Raw genomic sequence first — 14,920 nt, forward strand, 5'->3', positions numbered from 1 at the left:
GCATGTTCGGATGGCGGCGCCGACGGCGTGGCGGTGACGGCGGGGACGGCTCCGCCGAGGCGGCCGGGACCAGCGGGGACCGGCACGAGCCGATCGACCCGGCCGACGCGGAGGCCGACGGGCCGTTCGACGCGACCGAGGCCCCCGAGGACGAGCTGTCGCGGCTCGACCTCGGCTCGGTGCGCATCCCGGTGCCCGACGGCGCGCAGCTCCAGGTGGAGGTCGACCCGGCGGGGCCGGTGCGCGCCGTGCACGTGGTCACCGAGATCGGCCGGCTCACCGTGAACGCCTACGCCGCGCCGCGCAGCAGCGGGCTGTGGCGGGAGATCAGCCGGGAGCTGGTCGAGCAGCTCCGGTCCGACGGCGCGCGGGTGAGCAGGGTGCGGGGCGAGTGGGACGACGAGCTCGTGGCGTCCTCCCCCGAGGTGGCGCTGCGGTTCGTCGGCGTGGACGGCCCGCGCTGGCTGCTGCGGGGCGTGGCCGCCGGGCCCGTCGACAACGCCGAGGAGCTCGCCGAGCTGTTGCACGACGTCGTGCGGGGCACGGTCGTGGTGCGCGGCCCCGAGCCGCTGCCGGTGCGCACGCCGTTGCCGATCGAGCTGCCCGAGCCCATCGCGCGGCACATCCAGCAGGCGCACCAGGCCCAGCAGGCGCAACAGCAGGGCTGATCCAGCACGCCTCCGCGCGGCGCCGGGGTTCCCGGCGCCGCGCGGGCCGGAGCGCGTGGCCGCGGCGTGCGGCGCGACCGGGGTGACGAGATCACCCCGGCCGGCTACCGTGCCGCCATGCCCGACTCCGCCGAATGGTTGGTCTTCCTCAGCGCCACGCTCGTCTTCGCCGTCGTGCCCGGCCCGGGAATGCTCTACGTGATCGCCAGGGCCCTGTCCGGCGGCTGGCGCGAGGGCGTGCGCTCGGTCCTGGGGACCGCCGCGGGCGCGACCGTCCACGTCGTCGCGGCCGCCGCCGGCCTCTCGGCCGTGCTGGCCACCTCCGCGACCGCGTTCACCGTCGTGAAGCTGGCCGGCGCCGCCTACCTCGTCTACCTGGGCGTGCGGGCGTTGGTCGCCAGGGACGAGGGCGCGCGCGTGGAGCTCGGCGAGGCCGCGAGCCAGCGCCGGGGGCGCGCCACCTTCCTCCAGGGCGTGGTCACCGAGGTGCTCAACCCGAAGACCGCCCTGTTCTTCCTCGCCTTCATCCCGCACTTCGTCCACGAGGACCGGGGGTCGGCGCCGCTGACCTTCGCGGTGCTCGGCGTGGTCGTGGTCGGCGCCGCCATGCTCGCCGACCTCGTGGCGGTGACCTTCGCCGGGCCGCTCGGCCAGCGGCTGGCCCGCGACCCGCGGTGGCGGGTGCGGCAGCGGGTGGCGAGCGGGTTGACCATGATCGGTCTCGGCGGGGCCCTGGTGCTCGCCGAGAACGCCTGACCGTCGCGTGTGGACCGACCGCCGCGCGGCGTGACACGCGCGACGACAGACATGGTTGGTCGCCCCCGACGGCGTCTGCGACGATTCCGAACCGACCGAACGAGGGGTGTGCGAGGAAGCCGGTGCGAGTCCGGCGCGGTCCCGCCACTGTGACCGGGGAGCGATCCTCCCGCGTGCGCCACCGGGGCAACGGCCCCGGGAAGGCCGGAGGGGAGCGGTGATCCGGGAGCCAGGACACTCCGTCCCTCGTGCCAGGACCTCCACCGGGCGAGGACACCCGAGGAAGGACAGATGGCATGACTTCGTGCCGTGAGCGTTCGTGACGGCCCGCTACCCGTTCTCCGCCGTCGTCGGACATGACGACCTCCGGCTGGCGTTGCTGCTGACCGCCGTGCACCCCGGGATCGGCGGTGTGCTGGTCAGGGGTGAGAAGGGCACCGCCAAGTCGACGATCGTGCGGGGGCTCGCGGCGCTGCTGCCGCCCGTGGACGTGGTCCGGCGCTGCCGGTTCGGCTGCGACCCGGCCCAGCCCGACCGCGGCTGCCCCGACGGGCCGCACGGCGACCTGTCCGGCGAGGCGGTCGAGCGCCGGCCCGCGCGGCTGGTCGAGCTGCCGGTCGGCGCGACCGAGGACCGCCTGGTCGGCTCGCTGGACCTGGAGCGCGCGCTGACCGAGGGCGTGCGGGCCTACCAGCCAGGACTGCTCGCCGCCGCGCACCGCGGCGTGCTCTACGTCGACGAGGTCAACCTGCTGCACGACCACCTGGTCGACCTGCTGCTGGACGCGGCCGCGATGGGCAGGGCGCACGTGGAGCGGGAGGGCGTGTCCGTCTCGCACGCCGCGTCGTTCCTGCTGGTGGGCACGATGAACCCGGAGGAGGGCGAGCTGCGGCCGCAGCTCCTCGACCGGTTCGGGCTCACCGTGCACGTGGCGGCGGCCAGGGACGTGGAGACCAGGACCGAGGTGATCCGCCGCCGGCTGGCCTACGAGGCCGACCCCGAGGGTTTCGCCAGGGGCTGGGCGGAGGCCGACGCGGAGCTGGCCGCGCGGATCGCGGCGGCGCGCCGGGCGCTGGACACGGTGGCGCTGCCGGACGCGGAGCTGCGGCGCATCGCCTCGGTGTGCTCGTCGTTCGAGGTGGACGGCATGCGCGCCGACCTCGTGGTGGCCCGCACGGCCATGGCGCACGCGGCGTGGCGCGGCGCGGACGCGGTGTCCGAAGTGGACGTCGAGGTGGCGGCGCGGCTGGCGTTGCCGCACCGCAGGCGGCGGGACCCGTTCGACGAGCCGGGCCTGGACGAGGAGCAGCTCAGCCAGGCGTTGCGGGACGCCCGGTCCGAGGTGGACGAGCCCGACGAGGACCCGGAGCCGCCGGAGGGGCCCGACGGTCCCGGCGGCGGTCCCGACCAGCCGGACGGCGGCCCTGACGGGAGCGGCCCCGGCGGTGGCGCGCCCGACGCCGGGTCGGACGGCGGGCCGGACGCCGAGCGACCCGAGCGGCCCGAGGAGCCGGCGCCGGGCAACGGCCGGGCTCCCGCCGACCGCCCGCCGGCCGTGCCCGCGCCCGCGTTCCGCGCCCGCCTGCTGGAGGTCCCCGGCGTCGGCGAGGGCGCGCCCGGCCGCCGGTCCCGCGCCAGGTCCCGCACGGGCCGCGTGGTTCGTTCGTCCACTGTGGACGGTTCAGGGCTGCACCTGGTGGGGACGCTGGCCGCCGCCGCGCCCCACCAGTCCTCCCGGGGCCGGCGGGGCTCCGGCCTGGTGCTGCGGCCCGCCGACCTCCGGCTGGCCGTGCGCGAGGGCCGCGAGGGCAACCTCGTGCTGTTCGCCGTGGACGCCTCCGGCTCCATGGCCGCCCGACAGCGCATGTCCGCGGTCAGCGGCGCGGTCCTGTCGCTGCTGCGCGACGCCTACCAGCGCCGCGACAAGGTCGGCATGGTCACCTTCCGCGGCGGGAGCGCCGAGGTCGCGCTCCCGCCCACCCCGTCGGTCGACGCGGCCGTGGCCCGCCTGCGCCACCTGCGCACCGGGGGCCGCACCCCGCTGGCCGAGGGCCTGCTCACGGCCCGCAGGGTCCTGACCGTCGAGCGGCTGCGCGACCCGCGCCGCCGCCCGCTGCTGGTCCTGGTCACCGACGGCAGGGCGACGGTGTCGGTCACCGGCGGCGACCCGGTGGCGGACGCGGTGCGCGCCGGCGCGCTGCTGGCCGCCGAGGGCGTCGCCGCGGTCGTCGTCGACTGCGAGCAGGGGCACGTGCGCCTCGGCATGCCCGCCCGCCTGGCCGCCGCGCTGGGCGCGCCGTGCGTCCGGTTGGAAGAGTTGTCGGCCGAGCAGGTCGCCGGCGTGGTCCGCGCGGCCAGGGCCGCCTGAGGCGCCGGCGGGGACCGGCGCGGAGGAGGAGGACGTTCGCATGCCGCAGGGCAAGCCGGCCGTGGTGCCGGAGGACGGGCTGACGACCCGGCAGCGCCGCAACCGGCCGCTGCTGCTGGTGCACACCGGACCGATGAAGGGCAAGTCCACGGCGGCCTTCGGGCTCGCCCTGCGGGGCTGGAACCAGGGCTGGTCGATCGGCGTGTTCCAGTTCGTGAAGTCGGCCAAGTGGAAGGTCGGGGAGGAGAACGCGCTCCGCGCCCTGGGCCGGCTGCACGAGACCACCGGCGAGGGCGGCCCCGTCGAGTGGCACAAGATGGGCGAGGGCTGGTCCTGGGCGCGCAAGCAGGGCACCGAGGAGGACCACGCGGCCGCCGCCAGGGAGGGCTGGGCCGAGATCGCCCGCCGGATCGCCGAGCAGCGGCACACCCTCTACGTGCTCGACGAGTTCACCTACCCGCTGAAGTGGGGCTGGGTCGACGTCGACGAGGTGGTCTCGACCCTGCGGGACCGGCCCGGCCACCAGCACGTGGTCGTCACCGGGCGGGACGCGCCGGCGGCCCTGGTCGACGCCGCCGACCTCGTCGTGGAGATGACCAAGGTCAAGCACCCGATGGACAACGGCCAGAAGGGGCAGAGGGGCATCGAGTGGTGATCCCCCGACTGGTGGTCGCCGCGCCCGCGTCGGGCTCGGGCAAGACCACCGTCGCCACCGGCCTGGTCGCGGCGCTGCGGCGTCGCGGCCGGGCGGTGGCCCCGTTCAAGGTCGGCCCGGACTACATCGACCCCGGCTACCACGCGCTGGCGGCGGGCCGGCCCGGCCGCAACCTCGACCCGGTGCTGGTCGGGGAGGACCGGATCGGCCCGCTGTTCGCGCACGGCTGTCGGGGCGCCGACATCGCGGTGGTCGAGGGCGTCATGGGCCTGTTCGACGGTCGCTCCGGCACCCGCGGCCACGCCTCCACCGCGCACCTGGCCACCTTGCTCGCCGCCCCGGTGGTGCTGGTCGTCGACGCCAGGGGGCAGAGCAGGAGCCTCGCCGCGCTGCTGCACGGCTTCCGGGGGTTCGACCCCGCGGTGCGGCTGGCCGGCGTCGTGCTCAACCGGGTCGGCTCCGAGCACCACGAGCGCGTGCTGCGCGAGGCGTGCGACGAGGTGGGGCTGCCCGTGCTCGGGGTGCTCGGCCGGCACAGCGCCCTGGCCGTGCCGTCCCGGCACCTCGGCCTGGTCACCGCGGCCGAGGGCGGCGACGACGCCCGCCGCGCCGTGGCCGCGATGGCCGACCTCGTCGACGCCGCCGTCGACCTCGACGCCGTGGTCCGGCTGGCCGGCTCCGCGCCCGAGCTGCCGGTGACGGCGTGGGACCCGGCGCTGGCCGTGGGGGCCGAGGAGCGACGCCGCCCCGTCGTGGCGGTGGCGGGTGGGGCCGCCTTCACCTTCGGCTACGCCGAGCACACCGAACTGCTCCGCGCCGCGGGGGCCGAGGTCGTGGTCGTCGACCCGCTGCGGGACGAACGGCTGCCGGAGCGGACCGCGGGGCTGGTGCTGCCGGGAGGCTTTCCCGAGCAACACGCCGCCGAGCTGGCCGACAACGCGGCGCTGCGGGCCGAGGTGGCGCGGTTCGCGGCGGCGGGACGGCCGGTGCACGCCGAGTGCGGCGGCCTGCTCTACCTCGCCGCGGAGCTGGACGGCCGCCCGATGTGCGGCGTGCTCGACGCGCGGGGCCGGATGACGGAGCGGCTCACGCTCGGCTACCGGGACGCGGTCGCCGGGACCGAGTCCGCGCTGCACCCGGTCGGGGCGAGGGTCAGCGGCCACGAGTTCCACCGCACGGTGCTGGAGCCGGGTGTCGGCGCGTCCCCCGCGTGGCACTGGCGCGGTCCGACGGGACGCGCGCTGTCCGAGGGGTTCGTCTCGGGCGGGGTGCACGCGTCGTACCTGCACACCCATCCGGCGGGAGACCCGGCGTCGGTGGCCCGGTTCGTGGCCCGCTGCGCCGACCTGGCGTCCTGAGCCGGCGTCCTGAGCTGGGCGCGCGCTCCTTCCCTGGTCCTGCCCCGGCGACGGGCGGTCGGCGTTCTCGCGCGCTGTCGCCCAGTGTCAAGGCGCAGTGTCAAGGCGTGGACATCACATTCGCGACATCGGGTGATCCTGGTGCGTGCGCCCCTGGCTCGGCCCCCGTCTGGCACCGGGACTTGAGACCCCCGAGGGGGTGGACCGAGGATGATCGCGGCGCAGGCAGCGGGCGTCCTGGCGGGCGCCCTCCCGGTTCCGCCTCCCGGTCCGCTCGGGGCGGAGGGCGGGCCGGGCGGGGCTGCGAGAGATGATCGACGGGGCGGTACGGTCGTGCCCGACAGGGGCGGCCGGCGCCACGCGGCGCTCCGCGACGGGCCAGGCGACGGTGGGGCGTCGGACCGGGCCGCGGAACGCCCGGCCCCGGCACGTCGCCGCCACGCCACTGGTTTGTCCACAAGGGACAGACGAAGGTGGCGGGGCGAGGCCCCACGCCCCACCCGTCCACCGTCGTCCTCCCGCACCGACGTGGGAGAGGGGAGCAGTTGTGAGCGACGCCGACGAGCCGACCACCCGCGTCGGGCGGGTCTCCTTCATCGGCGCCGGACCCGGTGCCGCCGACCTCCTCACCGTGCGCGGCGCCCGCCGCGTCGCCGAGGCCGACGTCGTCGTGTGGGCTCCCGGCCACGTCGCCGCCGAGTGCGTCAGGGAGAACGCCCGCCCCGACGCCGAGATCGTCGACTCCTCCCGGGTCAGCGAGGACGACGTCGTGGAGATCTACCGGCGCGCGGTGCGGGACCGGCTCCTGGTGGTCCGGCTGCACTCCGGCGACCCCACGCTGTGGGGCTCGCTGCGGGACCAGCACGAGACCTGCCGCCGGCTCGGCCTGGAGGTGGAGATCGTGCCCGGCGTCTCCGCCGTCTCGGCCGTCGCCGCGGCGGTCGGGCGCGAACTCGCCCCCGAGGCGGGCGCCGAGGGCACGCGGTCGGTGGTCTTCACGCGACCGGAGGGCGGCGGGACCGCGCTGCCGGACCGGGAGCGGATCCGGGACCTCGCCCGGCACGGGGCGACCATGGCGGTCTTCCTGTCCGCCTCCCGCACCGCGCAGCTCGCCGAGGAGCTGCGCGCCGGCGGCTGCCCCGAGGACACGCCGATCATCGTCGCGTCCAAGGCGACCTGGCCGGACGAGGTGCTGGTGCACACCACGCTCGCCGAGCTGGAGGAGACCGTCAAGGCGCACAAGCTGTGGCGGCACGCGTTGTTCCTGGTCGGCAGGGCCCTGGCGGCGGGAGGGGCGCGGTCGCGGCCGTACCAGGCCGGCCAGCCCCGCACCTACCGCAGGTCCGACCCGTCGGCGCGTCGCCCGCAGCGACGCGTGGGGCAGCGGCGGGACGCGTCGACGGCGGTCAGGGCCACGGCGAAGGACAACCAGCCGGGGAGGGGCGACCAGCCGGGGAAGGGCGACCAGCCGGGGAAGGGCGACCGGTGGGCGGAGGACGCGGGCCGGGCCGAGCCGACGCGTTCCCGGGCCGAGCCGACGCGTTCCCGGGCCGTCCGGCCGGACGCGGAGACCGCGTGGTGGGCGGTGCGGAACTGGCAGGAGAGCGCGAGGAGCGGTGGCGCGCGCTCGGCGGGCCGGTCGTCCCGGTCGCCTCGTCGTGCCGCTGAGCCGCAGACGCTGTTCGACGCGGGTCAGGACGTGGTGTCCGAGGAGCGCGTCGGTGTTCGTGAAGCTCACGAGACTCGTGAAGTTCGGGAGGCTCGTGAAGTTCGCGGAGCTTCGGATGTCCAGCCCGTGACGCTGGTGGCGGCCTCTGCGGATGACGCGGCTTCTTTGTCTACTGTGGACACTCCGCATGTGGACCCCGGTTCGCTGGAGTCCGGGGAGTCCGTGGAGTCCGTGGAGTCCGGGGCGCTGGAGATCTCGGAGCCCGTGGTCGCCGTGGAGTCTTCGGAGACCCGATCCGCGCCGGAGGGCGGCGAGACCATCCAGACCGGCGGCGAGGCCGCGGCCCCGGGTGTGTCGGAGAACGGTGCCGGGGTGGCGTCCAGGCCGATGGCGGCGAGTGTGCCGGCCGTGAAGTCTGTGGCGGACGTGGAGGCTGTGGCCGACGTGGAGGCTGTGGCGGAGGTGGACGGCGAAACCGCTGTCCAGCCGGCTGTCGAGACTCCCGCTGGGGAACCCGTCGTCGACGCGACGACCGACGAGCGGCCGGTGAAGCCGGTCGGCCGGGTGGCCGCCGCGACGAGCACGGCCGGTCGGGTGACCGCCAGGGTCACGACCACCCGGACGCGCCGTGCCAAGGCCGGCGAGACCGCCGCCGAGCCGGCCGGGGGAGAGCGGAAGAAGAGCGCGGTGACGCGTGCGGGGCGCGGGCGTGCCAAGTCCGGTGAGGAGCCGGCGTCGGAGCAGGCCGAGACCGCGACCCCGAAGACTCGCGCGGTGAAGAAGGGCAGCCGGACCGTGCGGGGGCGGGGTTCGTCCTCGACCGCCTGACAGGTTCGCGGTCAGTGGTCCGGGCCGGGGTTCGGTGACGGATGGACGGGGCGGACAGCGCCGGCTTGCGGCTTGCCGTCTTCCTGTTTGTCACATTCGTGTCACTGGCCCCGGTTTGTCCTTTTCGGGATGGGGCACGGTTCTGGCTGATTCGCCATTCCGGCTGTTGTCTTGATCCAACGCTGGTTGTCCTGGGTTCACCGCTGTTGTCCTGGTTCGACAGCGGGCGCTCGCGTTCACGGTGGTGCGGAGCCATCGACGGGTGGACGGCTCGGTCCTGGTGCGGCGCATTGGTCGGGGTGGGTTGGCCTGGGTGACGCGTTCGACGGTGGGGCCCGGTGCTTCTCGGACGGTGACGCGGTTGCCTGGTCGGCAACGCGCTCGGATGCCCAACCCTCCAGTTCACCATGCTGGTCTGACGTTCTGGTTCGTCGTCCTCCGTTCGGGAGCGGAGTTGTCCACAGGCTCTCCAGTTGTCCACAGTGGATCTCTGTGCGGTTCCTCGCGGGATCGTGAGCCGATAGGCTGGAGCGGGGCTCGCCCCCCGGGATGGGTGGGGGGTGTCCTGAGGTAGGGGAAGATCGGGCGGCTGGCGCCCGCCGGGGAAGTCAGGGCGTCGTTCGTGATGCAGGACGGTGGTGTCCGCGCCGTGGAGTGGGCATTCCGGGGGAATGGATGATGTCGTCCAGCCCGAGGCGCGCCGCGCGCGAACGGGCCGTGGTCACCTCCCCGCGAGAAGCGCGCAGGACCTCCTGACCTGGACGCGAGAGCGGGGAGGAACGGCCGATGGCGCCCCGCCGGCCCCGACATGGTGGACTTTCCCGCGACAGCGGGTTCGCGCGAGTTCGACCGAAGCGAGGTGAGTGACGGCGTGACGGTGACCGTGGTCGGGATTGACGGTGACGCGCTGCCGCCGGCCGCCTCGGCCGTGGTGGAACGGGCCGAGGTGGTGGTGGGCGACCGGGAGCGCCTGGCGCGCCACGCCCCCGACGGGGCGCTGGCGGTCGGGCTCGACCCCCTCCCTCCCGCCCTGGACGAGGTCGAGCGCGCCGCCGGCGCCGGGCAGCCGGTGGCCGTGCTCGTCGCCGGCGACCCCGGGCTCGACGTGGTGCTGCGCGCCCTGCGCGCCAGGGGGCTGCGCCCCGCCGTGGTGCCGACGGTCTCCACCGTGCGGCGGCTGCTGGCCCGTCTCGGCCGCCCCGCCGACGACGTCGTCGTGGTGAGCGCGCACGGCCGGGACGCAACGCGCGCGCTCAACGTGTGCCGGGCGCGGCCCTCCGTGGCCGTGTTGACCGCGCCGGGAGCGGGGCCGGCCGAGATCGGGGCCGGCCTCGTCGGCTGGCGTCGCACCCTCGTCGTGGTGGAGGACCTCGGCGGCGAGCGGGAGCGGGTGGTCTCGGTGGACCCCGAGGAGGCCGCGCGGCGCACCTGGTCCGATCCCGGCGTCCTGCTCTGCCTGGCCGACCCGGACGCGCTCGCGCCACTGGCCTGGCACGCCGGCGGCGAGCCAACGCCACCCGCCGGGGGCTGGGCGTTGCCCGAGGACGCGTTCGCCCATCGCGACGGGATGGTGACGCCGGCCGAGGTGCGGGCCGTGGCGCTGGCCCGCCTCGCCCCGCGTCCGGGGGAGCTCGTGTGGGACGTCGGCGCGGGGTCCGGCGCGGTCGCCGTGGAGTGCGCGCGGATGGGCGCCGCCGTGATCGCCGTCGAGCGGGACCCCGTGCAGTGCGTGCGCGTCGTGGCCAACGCGGGCACGCACCAGGTCGACGTGCGGGTGGTCGAGGACGAGGCGCCCAGGGGGTTCGCCGGACTGCCCCGGCCGGACGCGGTGTTCGTCGGGGGCGGCGGCCCCGAGGTGGTCGCCGCCTGCGCCGACCTCGGCGCCGACCGGGTGGTCGTGGCGCTCAGCGCCTTCGACCGGCTCGGGTCGACGCGGGACGTCCTGCGGGCCGCCGGGTACCAGGTGGCGGGCTGCCAGATCTCCGTGTCCCGGATGGCGGAGCTGTCCGGCGACCCGACGGGCGCCACGACCGGCCTCACCGCGACGAACCCGGTGTTCCTGATCTGGGGCGCCGGGCGGAACGACCAGAGAGGAACCCCGTGATCGGCCTGTTCGCCGCCACCGCCGCCGGCCGTCGTGTCGCGACCGAACTCGCCGCGCACCTCGGGCCGGACGCGGTGGTCGTGGACGGCCCGGTCCGCCCGGCGCTGCACCGGATGTGGCCGCGCCTGGGCGCTGCGGTGGTCCTCCTCGGAGCCGGGGCCACGGTGCGGCTGGTCGCGCCCCTGCTGTCCGACGAGCAGACCGACCCCGGCGTGGTGTCGGTGGACGAGGACGGCCGGTTCGTCGTGGCGCTGGCCGGGGCGCACGCCGGGGGCGCGAACACCCTCGCCGAGCGGGTGGCCGAGATCCTCGGTGGCACGGCGGTGCCCACCCCCGGTGGCGACGCGACCGGCACGTCCGTCCTGGACGAGCTGGTCGAGCTGCTGGACGCGGAGGTCGACGGCGACCTGGTCGCGTGCGGCGCGGCCGTGGTCGGCGGGGCCCCGGTGCGGCTGGTCAACCCGCTCCGGTTCCCGTTGCCGGCGTTGCCGTCCAATGTGGCGTCCGATGTGGACAGTCCAGAGTGGACGATCATGGTCGACGACCGGATCCCGGTCGAGCCGGACAGGGCCGCCGACTGGCCCGGCCACCCCGTGCGGCCGGCGGAGGGGTCGCTGCTCCGGCTCGTGCCGCGCACCCTGGTGGTCGGCGTCGGGTCGTCGACCGGCGTGGCGACCGGCGCGGTGACCTCCGCGTTGTCGCTGGTGGAGAGTGAGCACGGGTTCGACCTCGGCGCGGTCAGGGCGTTCGCCACGATCGACACGAAGGCCGCGGAGCGGGGCATCCTGGAGGCGGTGGAGGACCACGGGTTCTGGAACACCGACACCGAGCTTCCCCTCCTGCGCTACCCGGCGGCCGTGCTGTCCGAGGTGGACGTCCCCAACCCCGACGAGGCCGTGCGCGCGCGGACCGGCACGCCGAGCGTGGCCGAGGCCGCCGCGCTGCGCGGCGCCGCCGAGCTGGCGGCGGGCGGCGCGGTCGAGCTGGTGGTGGACAAGATCCGGGGCGACGCGGTGACCGTGGCGGTGGCCAGGGTCCGGCCCCGCGGTCGGCTGGCCGTGCTCGGCCTCGGGCCGGGCGCGGCGGACCTGCGCGCCCCGCGCGTCGAGGCGGAGCTGCGTCGCAGCGCCGTGCTCCTCGGCCTCGACGGCGACGTCGAGCGGGTGCGGCACCTCCTGCGCCCGGGCACCAGGGTCAGGACGGGCGGTCCGGGCGGGAACGAGGCGCGGGCCCGCCAGGCCGCCGAACTCGCCGCGAACGGGGCCGCCGTCGCCGTGGTCGTCTCGGGGGACACCAGCCTCGACGAGCTGTCCGGGCCCGCGTTGGACCAGGTCGGGGCCGACGTCGAGCTGGTGGGCGTGCCGGGAGCCACCGACGTGCTCGCCGCGGCCGCCCTGCTCGGCGCGCCCCTCGACCACGACCACGCGGTGATCAGCCTCGACGACCCCCGCGTGCCGTGGGAGGACACCGAGCGGCGGCTGCGGGCCGCCGCCGAGGCCGACCTCGTGGTCTGCCTCCGCCACGCGGGCGACGGGGACGGGCGGTCGCGCCGGGCGCTGGAGATCCTGCGGGAGCGGCGTTCCCCCGACACCCCGGTCGGCGTCGTCCGCGCCGGCGACCTCGGTGATCGACGGGTCTGGACCGGGACCGTCGCCGAGTTTGATCTGTCCTATGTGGACGATGGGGCGACGGTGTTCGTCGGGGCCTCCCGCACCGCTCTCGTCGCCGGACGCCTGGTCACCCGCCACCGGCCGCGCGCGTGAACGTGATCTGGCTCGCGCAACGCCAGGTCCGTTAGCCGCCAGCACCGGACGCCGGACGCGGTGAGGCTTGTTCCCACCGAGAGGGAAGGAGCAGCGCCATGTCCGGCTACCGTGTCGTCCCCGTCGCCGAGGAAGTCGTCGCCGAGGTCCGACGCACCCGCACCGCGCCCGACTACGGGCACCCCGCGTGGTTGGAGGAGAAGCACGAGGCCGGCGCGGCGTGCCGGGTGTGCCTGACCCGGTTCGCCGCCGACGAGCCGCGCCTGCTGTTCACCTTCGACGCCTTCCGCGGCCGGGCCGTCCCCCCGCTCCCCGGCCCGATCTACGTCCACGCCGCCGAGTGCGAGCCGCACGACGCGGACACGCCCCTGCCGCCGTACTTCCTGGGCAAGCCCGTGACCTTCCAGGCGTACGGCGAGGGACGCCGGCTCGTGGTCGAGCGGGAGATCCACCAGGACGTCGAGGAGGCGATCGCCGACCTCCTCGCGTCGCCGGAGGTCTTCTACATCCACGCCAGGAGCGTGGACGCCGGCTGCTACCTGTTCACCGTCGAGCGGGCCGTCGAGCAGGCCACGGACGCGACCCGCGCCTGACGCCCATGGCGGGTGACGCGGCGACCACGCCGCGCGCCGGGAGGAGCTGGCCGCGCGGCGTGGGGTCGTGAGATCCGGGCTCCAGGTACGAGGACGTGCCCTCCAAGCCAGATGAGCAGAGTGGTCAGATCGATCACCCTCAGTAGGAGGTGGCGGTCTGTCGTAGCGGGTGGCGATGGCGTGGAACTGCTGGAGCTGGTTGCAACAGCGTTCGACGACGTCGCGGCGCTCGCTGGCGGCTCGCGTGGACCGGAGGTGGGTGGGCGGCCACCGGCCACCGCCAGAACTGGTTGTCGATCGTCTTCCACGGCCATGACGTTCGACAGGTCACGCGATGCCGCCCCTGTCCTCGCCTTGGGCAGCACCCCCGTTGATCACCCCGGCACCTCGTCCACCCTGGGACGTCCCCCCGCGTCCGAAGCGGGTGACACGGCGACCACGCCGCGCGCCAGGAGGAGCTGGCCGCGCGGCGTGGGGTCGTGAGATCCGGGCGCCGGGCGTGAAAGGCGCGCGGTGTGCCGACGCCCGTCCGCTGAGGGACGGGTCGGCCACGCCGAGGACTGGGCAGGTCACGCCGAGGGACGGGTCAGGTCACGCCGAGGGACGGGGTCAGCCACGCCGAGGACGGGGCAGGTCACCAGGTCGGCTGGGTGACGCGGAACCGGAGCCGCGTCCCCGGCCTGGCCTGGGCGGCCCGGTCGACGTCCTCGGCGAGGACGACGGCGATGACCGGGTAGCCGCCGGTCACCGGGTGGTCGGCGAGGAACAGGGTGGGCTGGCCGGAGGGCGGCACCTGGAGGGCGCCGCGCACCGTTCCCTCACTGGGCAGCTCACCGTCCCGGCGCCGCTCCAGCACCGGTCCCGCCAGCCGCATCCCCACCCGGTCGCTTTCCGAGGTCACCTGGAACGGCTCGCGGCCGAGCGCCGCCACCGCCTCCGGGGTGAACCAGTCGTCCCTCGGCCCCAGCCACACCCGGAGCACCAGCTCGTCGTCCCGCGGGGGCGCGACCGGCGCGAGGTCCACGGGGGGCAGCGGGCGTCGCGGCTCGCCCACCGCGAGCACGTCCCCCGTGGCGAGCGCCCCGGGGCCGATCCCGGCGAGCACGTCCGTCGACGACGAGCCGAGCACGGCGGGGACGTCCAGGCCGCCCCGCACGGCGACGTAGTTGCGCAGACCCCGCGTGGGCGGGCCGAGCCGCAGCTCCGCGCCCGGTCGCAGCCGCAGCACGCTGTTCACCGGCTCGGGCCGGCCGTCGACGGTGACCGGGCACTCCGCCCCGGTCACCGCCACCACGAGGTGGTGCCGCGCCCGCACCGCGAGCCCCCCGAAGGTCACCTCGACGGCCGCGGCGTCCTCCGCGTTGCCGACCAGCCGGTTGGCCAGCCGGAAGGCGGCCCGGTCCGCCGCGCCGGACCAGCCGACGCCCAGCCCGGCCAGTCCTGGCCGCCCGAGGTCCTGCACGGTGGCCAGGATCCCGGGGGAGAGCACCTCGACCTGCCGCACGTCGACCCGCCTCACGTCTCCTCCACGAACCGCACGGTCGTGCCGGGCCGCAACAGGGCCGGCGGGTCGCGGTCCACCTGCCACACGACGAGGTCGGTGCGGCCGATGAGCTGCCAGCCGCCGGGCGAGACCCGGGGGTACACCCCGGTGTACTCGCCGGCCAGCGCCACCGCCCCGGCCGGGACCCGCGTGCGCGGCACCGCGCGCCTCGGCACCCGCAGGCGGGGGTCCCCGCCCGTGAGATAGCCGAACCCCGGCGCGAACCCGCAGAACGCCACCGTCCACTCGGAGCCCGTGTGCGCGGCGACGACCTCCCGCTCCGTCAGCCCGGTCAGCCGGGCGACCTCCGCGAGGTCCTCCCCGTCGTACCGCACCGGGACCTCCACCCGGTCGCGGCTCTCCCGCTCGTCCCACACCGGCTCGGCGCCGCGCACCGCCGCTGCCACCGCCCGCAGGTCCGTCTCGTCGGGGCCCAGCCGCAGCAGCAGGGTGCGGGCCGCCGGAACCATGTCGACCACGCCGGGCGGGGGAGCGGCGCGCAGCGCCGCGTACAGCCCGACGACCCCGGCGCTGTCGGCCAGCTCCACCAGCAGCGCCCGGTCGCCGCACGGCAGCAGGCGCATGTCCCAGTTGTCCACAGTGGACTCCAACGGC

Annotated in this window: 11 protein-coding genes and 1 riboswitch; of the genes, 9 read left to right on the forward strand and 2 right to left on the reverse strand. The window is 76.1% G+C overall.

What is annotated here, in order from left to right; translation table 11 throughout:
- The first annotated feature begins 2 nt into the window (after positions 1-2).
- The 9 genes from LX15_RS02675 to LX15_RS02715 all read left to right on the forward strand — a co-directional run bounded on the left by LX15_RS02675 (position 3) and on the right by LX15_RS02715 (position 12,762).
- Positions 3-668, forward strand: coding sequence for a DUF3710 domain-containing protein (locus LX15_RS02675; protein ID WP_253667830.1), 666 nt, complete (start codon positions 3-5; stop codon positions 666-668).
- A gap of 117 nt (positions 669-785) precedes the next feature.
- Positions 786-1,424 carry a LysE family translocator gene (locus LX15_RS02680; protein ID WP_253667831.1) on the forward strand — a complete coding sequence of 213 codons (639 nt, stop codon included), beginning with the start codon at positions 786-788 and terminating at the stop codon, positions 1,422-1,424.
- A 113-nt stretch (positions 1,425-1,537) separates the two neighbouring features.
- Positions 1,538-1,663, forward strand: a riboswitch (cobalamin riboswitch).
- An 80-nt stretch (positions 1,664-1,743) separates the two neighbouring features.
- On the forward strand, positions 1,744-3,792 hold the full coding sequence (locus tag LX15_RS02685) for a putative cobaltochelatase (RefSeq protein WP_253667832.1): 2,049 nt from the start codon (positions 1,744-1,746) through the stop codon (positions 3,790-3,792).
- A 40-nt stretch (positions 3,793-3,832) separates the two neighbouring features.
- Positions 3,833-4,447 (forward strand): cob(I)yrinic acid a,c-diamide adenosyltransferase, encoded by a 615-nt coding sequence (gene cobO / locus LX15_RS02690; protein ID WP_253667833.1) that lies wholly within the window; start codon positions 3,833-3,835, stop codon positions 4,445-4,447.
- Positions 4,444-5,805: a cobyrinic acid a,c-diamide synthase CobB gene (locus LX15_RS02695; RefSeq protein WP_253667997.1), complete on the forward strand. Its 1,362-nt coding sequence runs from the start codon at positions 4,444-4,446 to the stop codon at positions 5,803-5,805. The genes cobO and LX15_RS02695 overlap by 4 nt, the downstream gene beginning before the upstream one ends.
- Before the next feature lie 547 nt (positions 5,806-6,352).
- Positions 6,353-8,302, forward strand: coding sequence for an SAM-dependent methyltransferase (locus LX15_RS02700; protein WP_253667834.1), 1,950 nt, complete (start codon positions 6,353-6,355; stop codon positions 8,300-8,302).
- 871 nt (positions 8,303-9,173) lie between these two features.
- Positions 9,174-10,406, forward strand: a complete 1,233-nt coding sequence (cbiE, locus tag LX15_RS02705; protein WP_253667835.1) for a precorrin-6y C5,15-methyltransferase (decarboxylating) subunit CbiE — start codon at positions 9,174-9,176, stop codon at positions 10,404-10,406.
- Entirely contained in the window at positions 10,403-12,169 is a 1,767-nt protein-coding gene (locus LX15_RS02710) for a cobalamin biosynthesis protein (protein ID WP_253667836.1), read from the forward strand. Before cbiE ends, LX15_RS02710 begins: the two co-directional genes overlap by 4 nt.
- 98 nt (positions 12,170-12,267) lie before the next feature.
- Positions 12,268-12,762 carry a DUF1203 domain-containing protein gene (locus tag LX15_RS02715; RefSeq protein WP_253667837.1) on the forward strand — a complete coding sequence of 165 codons (495 nt, stop codon included), beginning with the start codon at positions 12,268-12,270 and terminating at the stop codon, positions 12,760-12,762.
- Positions 12,763-13,396: 634 nt separating this feature from the next.
- Here LX15_RS02715 and LX15_RS02720 read toward each other — a convergent pair.
- A complete protein-coding gene (locus LX15_RS02720; RefSeq protein WP_253667838.1) occupies positions 13,397-14,281 on the reverse strand; it encodes a 5-oxoprolinase subunit C family protein in 885 nt (294 codons plus the stop codon).
- Positions 14,278-14,889 carry a 5-oxoprolinase subunit PxpB gene (gene pxpB, locus LX15_RS02725; RefSeq protein WP_253667998.1) on the reverse strand — a complete coding sequence of 204 codons (612 nt, stop codon included), beginning with the start codon at positions 14,887-14,889 and terminating at the stop codon, positions 14,278-14,280. The genes LX15_RS02720 and pxpB overlap by 4 nt, the downstream gene beginning before the upstream one ends.
- Positions 14,890-14,920: the final 31 nt, after the last annotated feature.

This window comes from Streptoalloteichus tenebrarius, from assembly GCF_024171885.1.
GTDB classification, from domain to species: Bacteria; Actinomycetota; Actinomycetes; order Mycobacteriales; family Pseudonocardiaceae; genus Streptoalloteichus; species Streptoalloteichus tenebrarius.